13 protein-coding genes are annotated in these 15,897 nt (G+C 73.4%); 7 read left to right on the top strand and 6 right to left on the bottom strand.

Features of this window, described 5'->3' with window-relative positions:
* Positions 1–7 precede the first annotated feature (7 nt).
* The gene (locus ABEA42_RS13960; protein ID WP_345504217.1) at positions 8–4,321 is read left to right on the top strand and encodes an AAA domain-containing protein; all 4,314 of its coding nucleotides are present in this window, start codon (positions 8–10) and stop codon (positions 4,319–4,321) included.
* A gap of 95 nt (positions 4,322–4,416) precedes the next feature.
* Here ABEA42_RS13960 and mscL read toward each other — a convergent pair whose 3' ends face one another.
* The 5 genes from mscL to ABEA42_RS13935 form a co-directional block, all read right to left on the bottom strand.
* Positions 4,417–4,782, bottom strand: a complete 366-nt coding sequence (mscL, locus tag ABEA42_RS13955) for a large conductance mechanosensitive channel protein MscL (protein ID WP_345504215.1) — start codon at positions 4,780–4,782, stop codon at positions 4,417–4,419.
* Positions 4,783–4,846: 64 nt separating this feature from the next.
* On the bottom strand, positions 4,847–5,539 hold the full coding sequence (locus ABEA42_RS13950) for an SAF domain-containing protein (RefSeq protein ID WP_345504213.1): 693 nt from the start codon (positions 5,537–5,539) through the stop codon (positions 4,847–4,849).
* A 14-nt stretch (positions 5,540–5,553) separates the two neighbouring features.
* Entirely contained in the window at positions 5,554–6,390 is an 837-nt protein-coding gene (locus ABEA42_RS13945; protein WP_345504211.1) for an S-methyl-5'-thioadenosine phosphorylase, read from the bottom strand.
* 92 nt (positions 6,391–6,482) lie between these two features.
* Positions 6,483–6,839, bottom strand: coding sequence for an FmdB family zinc ribbon protein (locus ABEA42_RS13940; RefSeq protein WP_345504209.1), 357 nt, complete (start codon positions 6,837–6,839; stop codon positions 6,483–6,485).
* Positions 6,840–6,969: 130 nt separating this feature from the next.
* Positions 6,970–8,706: a potassium/proton antiporter gene (locus ABEA42_RS13935; RefSeq protein ID WP_345504207.1), complete on the bottom strand. Its 1,737-nt coding sequence runs from the start codon at positions 8,704–8,706 to the stop codon at positions 6,970–6,972.
* A 47-nt stretch (positions 8,707–8,753) separates the two neighbouring features.
* Here ABEA42_RS13935 and ABEA42_RS13930 point away from each other — a divergent pair, with 47 nt between their 5' ends.
* Positions 8,754–11,453 (top strand): penicillin acylase family protein, encoded by a 2,700-nt coding sequence (locus tag ABEA42_RS13930; RefSeq protein ID WP_345504205.1) that lies wholly within the window; start codon positions 8,754–8,756, stop codon positions 11,451–11,453.
* Here the strand turns inward: ABEA42_RS13930 and ABEA42_RS13925 are convergent.
* Complete coding sequence (locus ABEA42_RS13925; RefSeq protein ID WP_345504203.1) at positions 11,450–12,040, bottom strand: 5-formyltetrahydrofolate cyclo-ligase; 591 nt, start codon at positions 12,038–12,040, stop codon at positions 11,450–11,452. The genes ABEA42_RS13930 and ABEA42_RS13925 overlap by 4 nt on opposite strands.
* A 63-nt stretch (positions 12,041–12,103) precedes the next feature.
* On the opposite strand from ABEA42_RS13925, the gene galU reads away from it, so the two are divergent.
* The 5 genes from galU (at position 12,104) to ABEA42_RS13900 (ending at position 15,897) form a co-directional block, all read left to right on the top strand.
* Positions 12,104–13,036 (top strand): UTP--glucose-1-phosphate uridylyltransferase GalU, encoded by a 933-nt coding sequence (galU, locus tag ABEA42_RS13920; RefSeq protein WP_345504201.1) that lies wholly within the window; start codon positions 12,104–12,106, stop codon positions 13,034–13,036.
* Positions 13,033–14,253: a molybdotransferase-like divisome protein Glp gene (gene glp, locus ABEA42_RS13915; protein ID WP_345504199.1), complete on the top strand. Its 1,221-nt coding sequence runs from the start codon at positions 13,033–13,035 to the stop codon at positions 14,251–14,253. The genes galU and glp overlap by 4 nt, the downstream gene beginning before the upstream one ends.
* A 68-nt stretch (positions 14,254–14,321) precedes the next feature.
* Positions 14,322–14,753, top strand: a complete 432-nt coding sequence (gene moaC / locus ABEA42_RS13910) for a cyclic pyranopterin monophosphate synthase MoaC (protein ID WP_425572085.1) — start codon at positions 14,322–14,324, stop codon at positions 14,751–14,753.
* On the top strand, positions 14,750–15,235 hold the full coding sequence (locus tag ABEA42_RS13905) for a MogA/MoaB family molybdenum cofactor biosynthesis protein (RefSeq protein ID WP_345504195.1): 486 nt from the start codon (positions 14,750–14,752) through the stop codon (positions 15,233–15,235). The genes moaC and ABEA42_RS13905 overlap by 4 nt, the downstream gene beginning before the upstream one ends.
* A complete protein-coding gene (locus tag ABEA42_RS13900; protein WP_345504193.1) occupies positions 15,235–15,897 on the top strand; it encodes a GNAT family N-acetyltransferase in 663 nt (220 codons plus the stop codon). Before ABEA42_RS13905 ends, ABEA42_RS13900 begins: the two co-directional genes overlap by 1 nt.

Raw genomic sequence — 15,897 nt, 5'->3', positions numbered from 1 at the left:
TGCACAGGTGAACCAGCCGACCGACGAGACCCCCACCGCCCCGGCTGCCGACAGCGACCCCCGTGGTGAGCGCGTCGCCGCGGCAGTGAAGACCTGGCAGCGCCACCTGGTCGACCTCGGCGGTCGCAACACCCTTCTCTGGTACCGCGACCTGCCCAGCGGCACCCTCGACCTCACCACCGCCCACCCCGGCGGCCTCGCCATGCTCCTCGCCGGGCGGCCGACCAGGCTCTCCGACCTCGTCCGGGAGCCTGCCGCCCTCGACGAGGCGCGCCGACGCGCCCGCACCATCCGGTCCAAGACCCTCGAGCTCTCCGAGGAGCGCGGCATCGCCGCCGGGTTCATCGCGATCGGTATGGCGACGTGGACCGTCCGCGGCGCCTCCCGCCCCCCGGCCGCCCCGGTCCTGCTGCGCTCCTGCGTGCTGCGGCCCACCGGTGCTGCCCGTGAGGACTTCGACCTCGACCTCGGCAACGACGTCGAGCTCAACCCCGTGCTCGAGCACTACCTGCGCTCGGAGCAGGGCATCGAGCTCGACAGCGGGGCCCTGGAGGACCTGGCCACCACCGGCACCAGCTTCGACCCGTACCCGGTCTACGAGCAGCTGACCAAGCTGTGCGACGCGGTGCCCGACTTCCACGTCACCCCCCGCCTCGTCGTCGGCACCTTCTCCTACGCCAAGCTGCCGATGGTGGCCGACCTCGCCGCGCAGGGCGACGCCCTCGCCGACCACGACGTGGTCGCCGCCCTCGCCGGCGACCCGGGCGCCCTGCGCGCGGTCCGCACCCAGGTGCCGGAGTCGCCCGCGGACGCCGACCCCGCCCACGAGCTGCTGATCCTCGACGCCGACTCCACCCAGCAGGCCGCCATCGACGCGGTCCGCTCCGGCGCGCACCTCGTCATCAAGGGCCCGCCCGGCACCGGCAAGTCCCAGACCATCGCCAACCTCGTCGCCAGCCTCGCCGGTGAGGGCAAGCGGGTGCTCTTCGTCGCGGAGAAGCGCGCAGCCATCGACGCCGTGCTCAGCCGGCTCGAGGGCGTGGGTCTCGGCGACCTCGTGCTCGACGCCTACGACGGAGCCAGCAACAAGCGACGCCTCGCCCAGCAGTTCGGCGCGGCGCTCGAGCGCGGCACCGCCACTCGCGAACCTGACACCACCGACATCGAGCGCACCCTCGTCGAGCGCCGCGCCACCCTAGTCGAGCACGCCGCCGCGCTGCACGAGGTCCGCCAGCCCTGGGGGGTCTCGGCCCACCAGGCGCAGGAGGCCATCGCCACGCTCAGCGACACCGAGCACCCGCCCACCTCCCGGGTGCGGCTCCGCGGCGAGCAGCTGGCCGGGCTCGACCGCCGCCGCGTCCAGGCGCTGGGCCGCGAGCTCACCGAGGCCGCGTCCTTGGGCGCCTGGTCGACCGGTGCCGACGCCGACCCGTGGTTCGGCGCCCGCATCGCCACCTCCGAGGAAGCGGTCCGGGCTCGCGACATCACCAGCCGGCTCAGCCAGGGCGAGCTCCAGGACGTCGAGCAGACCATGGTCGAGGTCTTCTCCGAGGTGAGCCTGCCGCAGGCCGAACGCGTCAGCGACTGGGGTGCCGTGCTGGAGTCCGTCGGTCGGGTGCGCGACACCCTCGAGGTGTTCCGGCCCGAGGTCTTCGACATCCCGCTGGGTGACCTCGTCGCCGCGTCCGGCACCAAGGCCTACCGCGAGGCCAACGGGGTCGCGCTCGGTACCTTCGCGCGCTGGCGCCTTCGCCGCCAGGCCCGGTCGCTGCTGCGGCCCGGCCCGCCGCCGGCCGACCTGCACGCCGCCCTGGTCGACGCCCAGCAGCAGCGCACGTCCTGGCAGGCCATGGCCGGCGCGGGCGGCCGCCCCGAGATCCCCGTGGACCTCGACCGCGCCCGCACCGCCTACCGCTCCGTGGCCGAGGACCTGGCCTGGCTGGGCGAGCGCCTGGCCAGCACCCCGGCCGGCGGCGACCTCATGGGCGCCCCGCTGGCCGAGCTCAGGACCCGCATGGCCGAGCTCGACGCGCGGCCCGACCGGCTGACCGTGGTGCCGCGCGTGCTCGGGGTGCTCGACGACCTGCGCGCATCGGGCCTCGGCGCCCTCGTCGACGACCTCGCGCGCCGCGGCGTCGAGCCCGACGACGTCGCCGCCGAGATGGACTTCGTCTGGTGGACCTCGCTGTCCGAGGACCTCGTCGTGCGCGACCCCCGCTACGGCGCCCACGACGGCGCCCAGCTGCAGCGCGTCGCGCGCGAGTACGTCGCCGCCGACCACGCCCACCTCAGGGCCAGCGCCGAACGGGTCCGTGCCGGAGCCGGTCGCCGGTTGCGCGAGGTGCTCGCCGACCACCCGGAGCAGGAGGCGCTGGTGCGGGCCGAGGCGGGCAAGTCCCGCCGCCACCGGCCCCTGCGCGACCTGCTGCCCCGGGCGGGGGAGACCCTGACCGCGGCCAAGCCCGCGTGGGCGATGAGCCCGCTCGTGGTGGCGTCGGTGCTGCCCCCGGGGCGCTGGTTCGACGTGGTCATCTTCGACGAGGCGTCCCAGATCCCGCCGGCGCAGGCCGTCTCGGCGATCTCCCGGGCCCACCAGGTGGTCGTCGCCGGTGACGAGCGGCAGCTGCCGCCCACGAGCTTCTTCACCTCCGCGGTCGACGAGGAGCTGTCGACCGACAACGACACCCTGACCGAGGGGTTCGAGTCGGTCCTCGACGTGCTGACCGCCGCACTGCCGACGCGCCGGCTGTCCTGGCACTACCGCTCGCTCGACGAGCGGCTCATCGCGTTCGCCAACCGGGAGATGTACGACGGCTCGCTCGTCACGTTCCCCGGCACGGGCGCCGACCCGGTCGTCCGGCTCGAGCCGGTCGACGGCTCGGGCGTCGTCCAGCCCGGCGAGGAGGCCATCGAGTCGACCGAGGCCGAGGTCGCCAGGGTCGTCGAGCTCGTCCTCGAGCACGCGCGCACCCGTCCGCAGGAGTCACTCGGGGTCATCGCCCTCGGCATCAAGCACGCCACCCGCCTCGACGACGCCCTGCGCCGGGCGCTGCTCGAGGCCGACGGCGTCGGCGACTTCTTCGACGAGGACCGCCCCGAGCGCTTCTTCGTCAAGAACCTCGAACGCGTCCAGGGCGACGAGCGCGACGCCATCATCCTGTCCGTCGGCTACGGCAAGACGCCGCACGGCAGGGTGCTCCACCGGTTCGGGCCGCTCAACCTCGAAGGTGGCGAGCGGCGGCTCAACGTCGCCATCACCCGCGCCCGTCGGCGGATGACCGTCGTCTCCTCGCTGCTGGCTTCCGACCTCGACCCCACCCGCCTCAAGGCGCGTGGCGCCATGATGCTGCGCGACTACCTCGCGTACGCCGCCGAGGGCACCCTCCCCGGCGCCGTCGCCGACCACGAGGTGGAGGGCGCGACCGACCTCGAGCCGCAGGGCGTCGCCGACCACCAGTCGGAGGGCGTCGCCGACCACGAGCCGGAGGGCGTCGCCGACGCGGAGGAAGCCACCGCGTCTAGCGAGGCGTCGGCCTCGGGCGCCCTGCCCGACGTGACCGGCGGCCCGGTCCGCGCCGAGTTCGCCCGGCGCCTGCGCCAGTCGGGGCTCGTCGTGCACGAGGCGTTCGGCGGTGCGGGGCACCCGATCGACCTCGCCGTCGAGGACCCGGAGCGCCCGGGCCAGGTGCTCGTCGCGGTGGAGACCGACGGCCCGGAGTACGCCGCCATGCGCAGCACCCGCGATCGCGACCGCCTGCGCGGGGAGCAGCTCGAGCGCCTCGGCTGGGAGCACGTCCGCGTCTGGACGACCGACCTGTTCCGCGACCCCGCTCGCGACGTGTCACGGGTCCACGCTGCGGTGCAGCGCGCTGCTGCCCGCCGTGCCGTCGAGGAGGCGGCCCGCCCCAGGCGGGTCACCGTGGCCGCCACGTCGCTGCCGCCGGCCCCCATGGCCCCACCCGCGGAGGACCTGCCCGCGGAGGACCGACCGTCCGAGGACCGGCCTATCGAGGACCGGCCCCTTGAGGACTCGTCCACTGATGGCTCAGCCATCCCGTCGGAGCCGACTGCCCAGGCCGAGGACACGGCCGCACCGGAGGATGCCCAGCTCACGCTCGACGGGCTCGACCCCGCGCCCGAGGACTTCGCGCCCACCCCTGACCAGGGTGCGCGCAAGCGCCGGGTCCGCGGCCGCCGGGCGACGTCGAAGCCCGAGCAGACCAAGGACGACACCGACGCCGGCTGGGGTGAGCGCGAGGACCTCTCGGCGCACGACCGCTGGCTGTTCGAGCAGCGCCCGCCGCACTGGGGCAGTGACTGAGACGACGGCGACCGCCCCCCTGCAGGACCGCGCGGGCGAACGTCGAAGGCGCCGGACCCCTTCGGGTCCGGCGCCTTTCGTCTGGCAGGGGTCGGTCAGACCGGCCGGTTCAGGGCGTCGCGGATCTCGCGGAGCAGGACGACGCTCTCGTCCGGCGCTTCGTCGACCTCCGGGGCCCGGACGAAGCGGGCCTTGGCCAGCTCGTACGGCTTGACGACGAAGAAGTAGACGACGAAGGCCATGAGCAGGAACGCGAACAGGGCAGTGAGGAACGGCCCGACCGACACCAGTCCACCGGGCTTGAAGTCGTCGAAGTTCTTGGCGCCCCCGGCCTTGCCCACCAGCTCGATGATGATCTTGGTGAATGTCGTGACCACTGCAGCGAACGCAGAGCCGATGATGAACGCGACGGCAAGCTCGACGAGGTTGCCCCGCATGATGAAGTCCTTGAAACCCTTCATGGAAATCCCGGCCCTTTCCTGGAATGAGGTTGACCGCACCCACGCTAGCGACTTGCGTGCTGCTTCAGCGAGAGCGCAGGACCAGGGAGAGCTGTGGTCGGCCGAGGGCGTCCTGCTGGACGGCGGCGAGGCTGAGGATGGTCGGCTGGTCGACTCCGACGACCACCCCGACGTCCTTGAGGTCGTACCCGCTCGAGGACCCGGGCCCCTGCAGCACCGAGCCGAAGTCGGTCGTCACCACCGGGTCGACGCTGAGGACCGGCGCACTGTGCGCCACGACGCCCGCCGGTCCCACCAGGTCGATGCGGTCACCGGGTCGCACCATGGACACCGCACGTGCGTCGGGGATGGTCACGTGGAAGGCAACGAGGTCCATGGGCTGGCCGGCGAGCACGCTGTCGGGCCTGACCCGGCGCGTGGTGACGGGCTCGCCGGCGCTGAGGGCGGCGGTGACCGGTCTGCCGAGGACCTGCGCCGGTTGGTGGGCGGCGTCGTCGGGGACCAGGTCGGCCGGGTACAGCACCGTGCGCACGGCGTCGGGTGTGGCGACCTCGCCCACCGCGAGCGGGCGGGCGGCGACGATCACGGCGACGCGGCGCCCGCGCTCGGGGGAGCGCGCCACCCCGACCAGGCCGAGTACGGCTGCGCCGGCGCACAGGGCGGCCAGGCTCCGTCGGAGGACCCGCCGTCGCCACGCCTTGCGCCGTCCCGGGCCGCGCAGCCACTGCCACGCCGCTGCCGGGTCGAGCCGGTTCACCGCGCACCCACCGCTCAGGCCGGCAGCTCGAACGGGAGGGTGATCCCGTCCAGGGCCCGCCGGCAGGGGCACGCCGCGGTGTCGTCGGGCTCGGGCTCGGGCATCGCGCCCAGGGCCGTCCGCAGCACCGACTTGAGGGCGTCGACGTTGCGGGCGAAGACCGCGAGGACCTCCTCGTGAGTGACCGCCTCGCCGCCGTGCACGCCTGCGTCGTGGTCAGTCACGAGGGCCACGGTCGTGAAGCACATGGCCAGCTCCCGGGCGATGGCCGCCTCGGGCATAGCGGTCATCCCGACGACCGACCAGCCGGCCTGCTGGTGCCAGAGGGACTCCGCCGTGGAGGAGAAACGCGGGCCGTTGATGACGACCAGCGTCCCTGCGTCGGCCACCTCGATGCCGGCGTCACGGACCGCCTTGACGGCGACCTCACGACCCCGCGGGCAGTAGGGGTCGGCGAACCCGGCGTGCACGACCGGGCCCTCCACGTCGTACACGGTGTGCTCGCGGCCCCACGTGCGGTCGACCACCTGGTCGGGCACGACGACGGAGCCGGGTCCGAGCTCGGGACGCAGCGACCCCACCGCGCACGGGGCCAGCACCTGGCGGACACCCACCGAGCGCAGCGCCCAGAGGTTGGCCCGGTAGTTGACGCGGTGTGGTGGGAACCGGTGTCCCTGGCCGTGGCGGGCGATGAAGGCGACCCGGCGGCCGTCGACGTCACCGACGAGGACGTCGTCGCTCGGGTCGCCGAACGGCGTGCTCACCCGGACCCGTTCGGCCTGGTCGAAGAACTCGTAGAAACCCGAGCCACCGATGAGGCCGAGGTCTGCGCGCGGGTGCCCTGGGTTCATGCCCCAAGCCTACGCAGCAAGCCCGGACCGGGCCGGGCGACAGGAGACGCTGTGGACGGCTCCGCGGACGCGGTGCCCCTGTGGACGGAGCCTCAGGCAGCCGAGCCCGACGACGAGCTCGAGGAGCTCGACGACGAGCCGGAGCCCGCCGGCGAGGTGGACTTCGACGCCGTGGCGGTCTTGGGCTCCGAGGAACCCGATCCGCCGTCGGAGGACGAGGACGAGCCCGAACCGGAGTCGCTCTTGCCGGCGGTCACCGAGGCGGAGGAGCCGTTGCGCGAGTCGGTGCGGTAGAAGCCGCCACCCTTGAACACGACGCCCACGGCGCTGAACACCTTGCGCAGGCGTCCGTCGCACTCGGGGCAGACGGTGAGCGAGTCGTCGGTGAACGACTGGACCGCGTCGAAGCGGTGCTGGCACTCGGTGCAGGCGTAGGAGTACGTCGGCACGGATCCTCCAAGGGTCTGGCGGCCGGTCGGGCCGGGGACGGACGGTGTGGTGGTGAGGGTGCGGTCGCCGACCGCGGTCGAGGCTTAGCACTCCCACCTCTCGACTGCCAACTATAAGGCCGAGCGAGCCCTACTTCTTCCCGTCCCGCCCACGGTCGAGCCTGCGGGTGACCCCGGCCAGCGCACGCTCCACGCCGCTGCCCACCCCGCTGCCCGCTCTGCTGCCCTGCCCGCGGTCCACCGGACCGGCGGCGCGGCGGGCGACCCCACGGTCTGCCCCGGCCTCACGGGCGCGCCCCGGGTTCGCCCACCCGGCGAGTCGCCCGGACCGGCTCACCTCCCGCACCCGCTTCTCGGCCTTGGCGCGCACGTCGGCGGTCGCGACGATGAGCAGCTGGTCCCCGCGGCGGACCACGGTGTTGGGCTCGGGCACGAACCCGCGGCCGCCGCGGACCACGAGGGTGACGTTGGCGCCCTGCGGGAGGCGCAGCTCGAACACCTCCACGCCGTGCAGCCTGGACGCGGGGCCGACGGTGACCTGGATGAGCTCGGCGTCGAGCTCCTCCAGCGGCGTCGCCTCCACCGCGAGGTCGAGGGTGCGGTGGTCCTCGACGATGCCCAGCCGCTGCGCGACCCAGGGCAGGGTCGGGCCCTGGACGATGGTGAAGATGACGACGAGCACGAAGACGAGCTCGAAGATCCAGTCGACGTTGCGGGCGCCGACCGTCAGGGGCACGGTCGCGAGCACGACGGGGACGGCGCCGCGCAGCCCGGCCCACGAGAGGAACACCTGGTCACGCCAGCCGAGGCGGAACGGGGCCACCGAGGCCACGACCGACAGCGGGCGCGCGACGAGCAGGAGCACCAGGCCGATCACCACCGCGGGGACCAGCTGGTCGAGCATCTTGCTCGGGGAGGCGAGCAGGCCCAGCAGGACGAACAGGCCGATCTGGGCCACCCAGCCCAGCGCCGTCGACAGCCCCGTCACGGCGGGGCGGTGCGGGAGCCGCAGGTTGCCCAGCACCAGGGCGGCGAGGTAGCAGGCGATGAAGCCGCTGGTGTGGATGCTGGCCGCGACCGCGTAGGCGAGCACCGTGAGGGCCACGACCCCGATGCTGAACAGGCCGGAGGAGCCCGACGCGGCCCGCCGCATGAACTGGCCCCCCAGCCAGCCGACGGCCAGCCCGACCGCGGCGCCGACACCGAGCTCCACGACCGCCTTGAGGGCGAGGGTGAGCCAGCCCTCCGCCTGCGACGGGTCGGCGCTGCGGGCGGCGAGGGCGGTGACGAGAATGACGACGGGGGCGTCGTTGAACCCCGACTCGGCCTCGAGCATGCCGGTGATGCGCCGGGGGAGCGGCACCCGGCGCAGCACCGAGAACACCGCCGCCGCGTCGGTCGAGGAGAGGATCGCGCCCACGAGCAGCGCCGTGTTCCAGTCGAGGTGGAGCACGAAGCGTGCCGAGAGGGCCACGACGAGCACGGAGACGATGACGCCGACGGTCGACAGCACGGCCGCCGGGGCCACCGAGCGACGGATGCCCTCCCACTTCGTGCCCAGCCCGCCCTCGGCGAGGATGAGGATCAGCGCGGCGTACCCGAGCACCTGGGTGAGCTCGTTGGAGTCGAACTCGATGCCGAAGGGGCCGGACTCGCCGATGGCGAGGCCGAGGCCGAGGTAGATGAGCAGCGAGGGCAGCCCCGACTTCACCGACAGGCGCACCGCGGCGACCGCGACGAGCAGGACGAGCGAGCCCACCAGCAGCGCCGGCGTGAGGTCGTGGAGGGTGAATCCTGCCGACGAACCGGCCTCCGACACGGTCGCGGGCAGGAGGGCGGAGGACCGTTCGGTGAAGCCTGTGCCCACGGCCCGTCACGTCCTTTCCCCGTCGGTGGTGCGGATAGTCTCGCAGGGTGTCTCGCGTCATCCTTGCCCGCCGCATCGCCATCGCGGTGGCGGCCCTGCTCGTCGTCGTCCTCGGAATCGTCGCGGTCCTGGCGGTGACGTGGGTCCGGCGTCCATTCCCCGTCACCGAGGGAGAGCTGACCCTCCCGGGTCTGCAGGGCAAGGTGCAGGTCGTCCGCGGCGACCACGGGATCCCGCAGATCTACGCCGACACCGCCGACGACCTGTTCCGGGCCGAGGGGTTCGTGCACGCCCAGGACCGGTTCTTCGAGATGGACCTGCGCCGCCACATCACCTCCGGCCGGCTCTCCGAGCTGGTCGGCAAGGGTGGCCTCGAGACCGACCGCGTCATCCGCACCCTCGGCTGGCGGCGGGTCGCCGAGGCGGAGCTGCCGACGCTCAAGCCCGAGACGCGGCGCTACCTGCAGGCCTACGCCGACGGCGTCAACGCATACATCCACCAGCAGGGCACCCCGTCGAAGATGTCGCTCGAGTACGTCGTCCTGGCCCAGAAGGTGCCCGACTACCGGGTCGAGGACTGGACGCCTGCCGACTCGCTCGCCTGGCTCAAGGCCATGGCCTGGGACCTCCGCGGCGACTACAGCTCCGAGCTCATGCGGGCACGCCTCGCGGGCTCGATGCCGATCAGCCAGATCAACGAGCTGTTCCCGAGCTACCCCTTCGCCACCAACAAGCCGATCCTGTCCAGCGACGAGTGGTCGCCCGCCGCCGGCGCCTCCTCCTCGGGCACCGCCGCGACCTCCAGCGCCGCCGGCTCCGCCATCCCCTTCGCCTCCGTTCCCGGCAAGGCAGCAGCGACAGCCCACGTGCCGGCCAGGGCGGCCGGCCCGGACCTCGCCACCGAGGTGGGTCCCGGGGCGCAGCGTGCGTATGCCGCCGTGACCAAGGCGCTCGCGGACGTGCCGGTCACGATGGGCCGCGGCGACGGCATCGGCTCCAACTCGTGGGTCGTCTCCGGGTCGCGCACGAGCACCGGGAAACCGTTGCTGGCCAACGACCCCCACCTCGGCGTCAGCATCCCCGGCATCTGGTACCAGGTCGGCCTCCACTGCCGCACCGTCGGCTCTGCCTGCCCGTTCGACACCGCCGGCTACTCGTTCGCCGGCCTGCCGGGTGTGGTCATCGGGCACAACCAGTCGATCGCGTGGGGCTTCACCAACCTCGGCCCGGACGTGAGCGACTTCTTCCTCGAGCAGGTGCGGGGCAGCACCTACCTGCGCGACGGCAAGCAGGTCCCGCTGACCATGCGCACCGAGACCATCAAGATCGGCGGGGGCGGCGAGCAGACCATCACGGTGCGCTCCACCGTCCACGGCCCGATCCTGTCCGACGCGATCGACGGCGTGAAGCAGGCCGGAGAGGGGCCGCCGGTCAACGGCAAGACGAGCCCCGGCGACTTCGAGGTCGCCCTGCAGTGGACCGGCATCCAGGTCGGCCAGACCGCCGACGCGATCTTCGGCCTCAACAAGGCCACCAACTTCGCCGAGTTCCGCGAGGCGGCCAAGGACTTCGCCGTCCCGGCGCAGAACCTGCTCTACGCCGACACCGCCGGCAACATCGGCTACCAGGCCCCCGGCGCGATCCCGATCCGCAGCCGCTACATGCAGAACGCCCCCGGCTACTGGATCCGGCCCGGCTGGGTGTCGGCGTGGGACTGGAAGGGCTACGTGCCCTTCGCCCAGATGCCGTTCGCCTACAACCCGCCGAAGGGCTTCATCGTCGCCGCCAACCAGGCGGTGACCGAGAGCGGCACCCCGTTCCTCACCACCGAGTACGACTACGGCTTCCGCAGCCAGCGGATCCGCGACCTGCTGGAGAAGAACCCCAAGGTCACGCCGGCGGCGATGTCGCACATCCAGGGCGACACCCGCAGCCAGTTCGCGCCGACCCTGGTCAAGGCCCTGCTCAAGGTCGACCTCGGCAACGACGACTTCACCAAGCAGGCCCAGGACCTGTTGCGGCACTGGGACTTCACCACCCCGACGGGCAAGAGCCCCGCAGGTGCCGCCGCGGCGTACTACAACGCCGTGTGGTCCTCCCTGCTCGACCTGACCTTCGACGACGAGCTGCCCAAGGACCTGCGCGCCGACGGCGGCGACCAGTGGATGGAGGCGATGAGCCAGCTGCTGGCCAAGCCGCGTTCGGCGTGGTGGGACGACAAGCGCACCGCCGGGGTCACGGAGGGGCAGTCGGAGATCCTGCGCAAGGCCCTCGTCGACGCCCGCCTCGACCTCACCCGTGAGCTCGGCAAGGACCCGTCCGACTGGGAGTGGGGCCAGCTGCACACCCTGACCCTGACCCACCAGGTCCTCGGCAGCGACGACGTCCCCGGCATCGTGCGGCAGCTGTTCAACCGCGGCCCCATGGAGATGCCCGGCGGCTCGGCGATCGTCGACGCCAACGGCTGGGACGCCAGCAAGGGCCTCGACGACGCCAGCCGCTCGCAGGCCTTCAAGGTGGACTGGGCGCCCTCGATGCGGATGGTCGTCGACCTGTCCGACTTCGACAGGTCACGCTGGGTCAACCAGACCGGCAACAGCGGCCACGCGTTCGCCGACCACTACAACGACCAGTCCAAGGCGTGGGCGAAGAACGAGCTGTTCGACTGGCCGTTCAGCGCCGGCGCCGTCAAGGAGGCCGGCGGCGACGAGCTCACCCTCGTGCCGGGCAGCTCCTCCAACAACTAGGCGCGGGCCGCCCGCAGGTGCCGCAGCCCGGCGCCGGCGGCGATGACCGCGTCGACGGGCAGGTCGTGCTCCTCGCGGGGCAGCGGGTCCTCGACCACCTCCCAAGGGTGCACGACGGCCACACGCAGGGCGCGGGTGCGGGGGAGCGCCCGGTCGTAGCAGCCCTTGCCCTGCCCCATCCGCGTCCCCGCCCCGTCGACCGCGTGCGCGGGGACGAACACCACCGTGGCGCGCCCGATCGCGTCGGTGCCCAGGAGCTCCTCGGTGCCGGCCTCGCGCCAGTCCAGGTCCCAGTCCGGCAGCGTCACCGGCACCAGCACCCGCAGGCCACGGCCCTGCAGGGCCGCGACCAGGGCCTCGGTGGGGGGCTCGGTCGGCATCGACTCGTACGCGGCGACCCAGCCTCCGCGCCGTACGCCCGCCTCGTGCGCCGCGGTGAGCCCGGCGAGGGCGATCGACTCCGCGTCGGCGGCCCGGTCGCGGGCGGGCACCCGCTCGCGTCGTTGCGCTCGCAGCCGCAGGCGCAGGTCGGTCTTGCCCGCGGCGGCCGGCGTCGAGGGGTCGGGGGCCACGGGCGGGAGGGTCACCGCTCCATGGTGCAGCGGACCGAACCCGAGCCGCGACCGGGGTGTCGCGAATAGGGTGGGCGCATGAGCAGCGAGAACGCCCGACCCGTCACCAAGGCCGTGATCCCCGCCGCCGGCCTCGGGACCCGCTTCCTGCCCGCCACCAAGGCCACTCCCAAGGAGATGCTGCCGGTGGTCGACAAGCCGGCCATCCAGTACGTCGTGGAGGAGGCCGTGCGCGCCGGGCTCGACGACGTGCTCATCATCACCGGCCGCAACAAGGCGGCCCTGGAGGACCACTTCGACCACCAGTGGGAGCTCGAGCAGGCGCTCGAGGCCAAGGGTGACCAGTTCCGCCTCGAGCGGGTGCGCGAGTCGGCGGCCATGAAGGTGCACTTCGTGCGCCAGGGCCAGCCGAAGGGCCTCGGGCACGCCGTCCACGTCGCCAAGGAGCACGTCGGTGACAACGCGTTCGCGGTGCTGCTCGGCGACGACCTCATCGACGCCCGCGACCACCTGCTCGAGGAGATGCTGGCCGTTCGCGCGGAGAAGGGCGGCAGCGTCATCGCCCTGATGGAGGTCCCGCCCGAGTCGGTCCACCTGTACGGCTGCGCCGCGGTCGAGTCCCGCGAGGGCGACGTCGTGCGGATCACCGGCCTCGTGGAGAAGCCCGACCCGGCCGAGGCGCCCAGCAACCTCGCCGTCATCGGCCGCTACGTGCTCGACCCGTCGGTGTTCGACGTGCTGGAGCACACCCCGCCCGGGCGCGGTGGCGAGATCCAGCTGACCGACGCGCTGCAGACCCTCGCCGCCTCGAGCGAGCCCGGCGGCGGCGTCCACGGAGTCGTCTTCGGTGGTCGCCGCTACGACACCGGCGACCGGCTCGACTACCTCAAGGCCGTCGTGCGCCTCGGGCTCGACCACGCCGAGCTGGGGGCCGACTTCGGCGAGTGGCTCGACGAGTTCGCCGCCGACCGTGCGCAGGGCGCCGAGGCGGCCGGAGCCCAGTCGAAGTGATCTCGGTCGAGCAGCACCTCGACCGGATCCTGCGCACCGTCAGGGTCATCCGGCCCTTCGAGCAGGGCGTCCTCGACGCCCAGGGCTGCGTCCTCGCCGAGGACGTCACGGCCCGTGGCTCGCTGCCCGGCTTCACCAACTCCGCGATGGACGGGTACGCCGTGCGCGCCCTGGACGTCGCCGGCGCCACCGAGGACGACCCGGTCGTCCTGCCGGTCGTCAACGACATCGCCGCCGGCAACACCAACGCCCTGTCCCTCGCCCAGGGGCAGACCATGCGCATCATGACCGGCGCCCCGATGCCCCGCGGGGCGGACGCCGTCGTGCCGGTCGAGGTGACCGACGGCGGCGTGGTGAGGGTGGCCGTCCGGGTGCCCTCGGTCGTGGGCCAGCACGTCCGCGAGGTCGGTGAGGACGTCGAGCAGGGGACGACGATCCTGCGGCGCGGCACCCTCCTGGGCCCTGGCCAGATCGCCCTGGTCGCCGCGGCCGGCGTGGCCCGCGTCAAGGTGGTCCCGCGCCCCCGCGTGGTCGTGCTCTCCACGGGTGACGAGCTCGTCGACGTCGGCAGCACGCCCGGCTTCGGCCAGATCGTCGACTCCAACTCGCTCATGCTCACCGCCGCGGTCACGTCGGTCGGGGCCACGCCGTACCGCGTCGGAGGGGTGCCCGACGACGCCCGGACGCTGCTGGACACCCTCGAGGGACAGCTGGTGCGCGCCGACGCCATCATCACCACCGGCGGTGTCTCGATGGGTGCCTTCGACACCGTCAAGGAGGTGCTGTCCCGCGTCGGGACGGTGCAGTTCGACAAGGTGGCGATGCGGCCGGGGATGCCGCAGGGGTTCGGGGTGCTCGGTGACGAGCAGGTGCCGGTCTTCACGCTGCCCGGCAACCCGGTGAGCGCCCTCGTGTCGTTCCACGTGTTCGTCGCCCCGGCCCTGCGGGCCATGGCCGGCCGACCCGAACCGGCGTTCCCGCCGGGCTACGTGCCGGCGGTCGCGGCAGAGGCGTTCAGCTCGATACCCGGGAAGATGGAGTTCCTGAGGGTGGTGCTCGACGACGACCGCGCCCGGCTCGCCGGGGGTCAGGGGTCCCACATGCTCGGTGCCCTCGCCGCCGCCGACGCCCTGGCGGTCATCCCGCCGGAGGTGACCCGGGTCGAGGTCGGCGACGCGCTGGAGTGCCTCCCCCTGCTCGGGAGGGAGGGGCAGTGAGCGACGAGCCCACCCGGGCCACGCAGGGGTCCGGGCTCACGCACGTGCGGGCGGACGGCTCGGCCCACATGGTCGACGTGTCCGCCAAGGCCGTCACCGCGCGCCAGGCCAGTGCTGCCGGACGGGTCCTGTTGTCCCCGGCCGCCGTCGCCGCCCTGCGCGGGGGCAACGTCCCCAAGGGCGACGCCCTCGCCGTGGCCCGCATCGCCGGCATCCAGGCGGTCAAGCGCACGCCCGAGCTCATCCCGCTGGCCCACCCGGTCGCCGTCCATGGCGTCGAGGTCGACCTCGAGGTGGTCGACGCGGGCGTCGACGTGGTCGCCACCGTCCGGACCGCCGACCGCACCGGCATCGAGATGGAGGCCCTGACCGCGGTCGCGGTCGCCGCGCTCGCCCTCATCGACATGGTCAAGGCGGTCGACAAGCACGCCCGCATCACCGACGTCCGCGTCACCGCGAAGTCCGGTGGCCGGTCCGGCGACTGGGTGGAGGAGCCGTGAGCGCCGAGAGCCCCCGGGCCGTCGTCGTCACCTGCTCCACCCGCGCCGCGACGGGGGTGTACCCCGACCGCGGGGGTCCGCTGGTCGTGGATGCGCTGCGCTCGTGGGGGTTCGACGTCGAGGACGCCACGGTCGTGCCCGACGGACCGGCGGTCGGCGAGGCCCTGGAGGCGGCGCTGTCCTCCGGGCCGGACCTTGTGGTGACCACCGGGGGCACCGGGCTCTCCCCGACCGACGGGACGCCCGAGGCGACCCGCGCCCTGCTCGACCGTGAGGTCAGCGGCATCGCCGAGGCCATCCGGGCGGCCGGGGTTGCCGCCGGCGTCCCCACCGCCATGCTCTCCAGGGGGCTCGCCGGCACCGCCGGACAGACCCTGGTGGTCAACCTGCCCGGCTCGACGGGAGGCGTCCGGGACGGCCTGGCCGTGCTCGAACCAGTCCTGCGGCACGCGTTGTCGCAGATCAGGGGCGGCGACCACTGATGGTCGTGTGGCCGGTCGAGCTGCACGGCTCGACGCCGGGCGGGGACGAGGTGGTCCTCGACCCGCTGCGCCGTCGCGACCGGCACGAGTGGAGCAGGGTGCGGTCGCTCAACCGCGAGTGGCTGGGGCCGTGGGAGGCCACCGCCCCGGAGCACGACCCGCGTCCGGTGTCGTTCGCCGGCCTGGTCCGGCACTACCACCGGGAGGCGCGGACGGGCCGCATGGTGCCGTTCACGATCCGCACCGAGGGGCGGCTGGTGGGGCAGGTGGTGCTCTTCGGGATCTCGTGGGGATCGCTGCTGTCGGCCGCGGCCGGGTACTGGGTCGACCAGGAGGTGGCGGGCAGGGGGGTCGTGCCGACCGCGCTTGCCCTGGCTGGCGACCACGCGTTCGGCACCCTGGGGCTGCACCGGCTCGAGGTGAACATCCGCCCGGAGAACGCCAACAGCCTCGCGGTGGTGCGCAAGCTCGGCTTCCGCGACGAAGGGGTGCGGGCTGCGTACCTGCACATCGACGGCCAGTGGCGCGACCACCGGACGTTCGCGCTGACCACCGAGGACCTCGGTGGGCACTCCCTCACCGAGCGACTGCACAGCAACCACACCAGTCACATTGGCGACACACCGCCGCACGTCCCCGAGGGGCCGACGCAGGCCACCTAA

The sequence above is a fragment of the Pedococcus ginsenosidimutans genome, assembly GCF_039544395.1.
Classification (GTDB): domain Bacteria; phylum Actinomycetota; class Actinomycetes; order Actinomycetales; family Dermatophilaceae; genus Pedococcus; species Pedococcus ginsenosidimutans.
The sequence above is the reverse complement of the archived record's forward strand: the minus strand, read 5'-3'. Positions and strand labels throughout refer to the sequence as shown.

Bases quoted from the DNA above. Each gene is read 5' to 3' on its own strand.
- mscL (WP_345504215.1), bottom strand. From the start codon at position 4,782: ATGAAGGGTTTCAAGGACTTCATCATGCGGGGCAACCTCGTCGAGCTT.
- ABEA42_RS13900 (WP_345504193.1), top strand. From the start codon at position 15,235: ATGGTCGTGTGGCCGGTCGAGCTGCACGGCTCGACGCCGGGCGGGGAC.
- galU (WP_345504201.1), top strand. From the start codon at position 12,104: ATGAGCAGCGAGAACGCCCGACCCGTCACCAAGGCCGTGATCCCCGCC.
- moaC (WP_425572085.1), top strand. From the start codon at position 14,322: ATGGTCGACGTGTCCGCCAAGGCCGTCACCGCGCGCCAGGCCAGTGCT.
- ABEA42_RS13945 (WP_345504211.1), bottom strand. From the start codon at position 6,390: ATGAACCCAGGGCACCCGCGCGCAGACCTCGGCCTCATCGGTGGCTCG.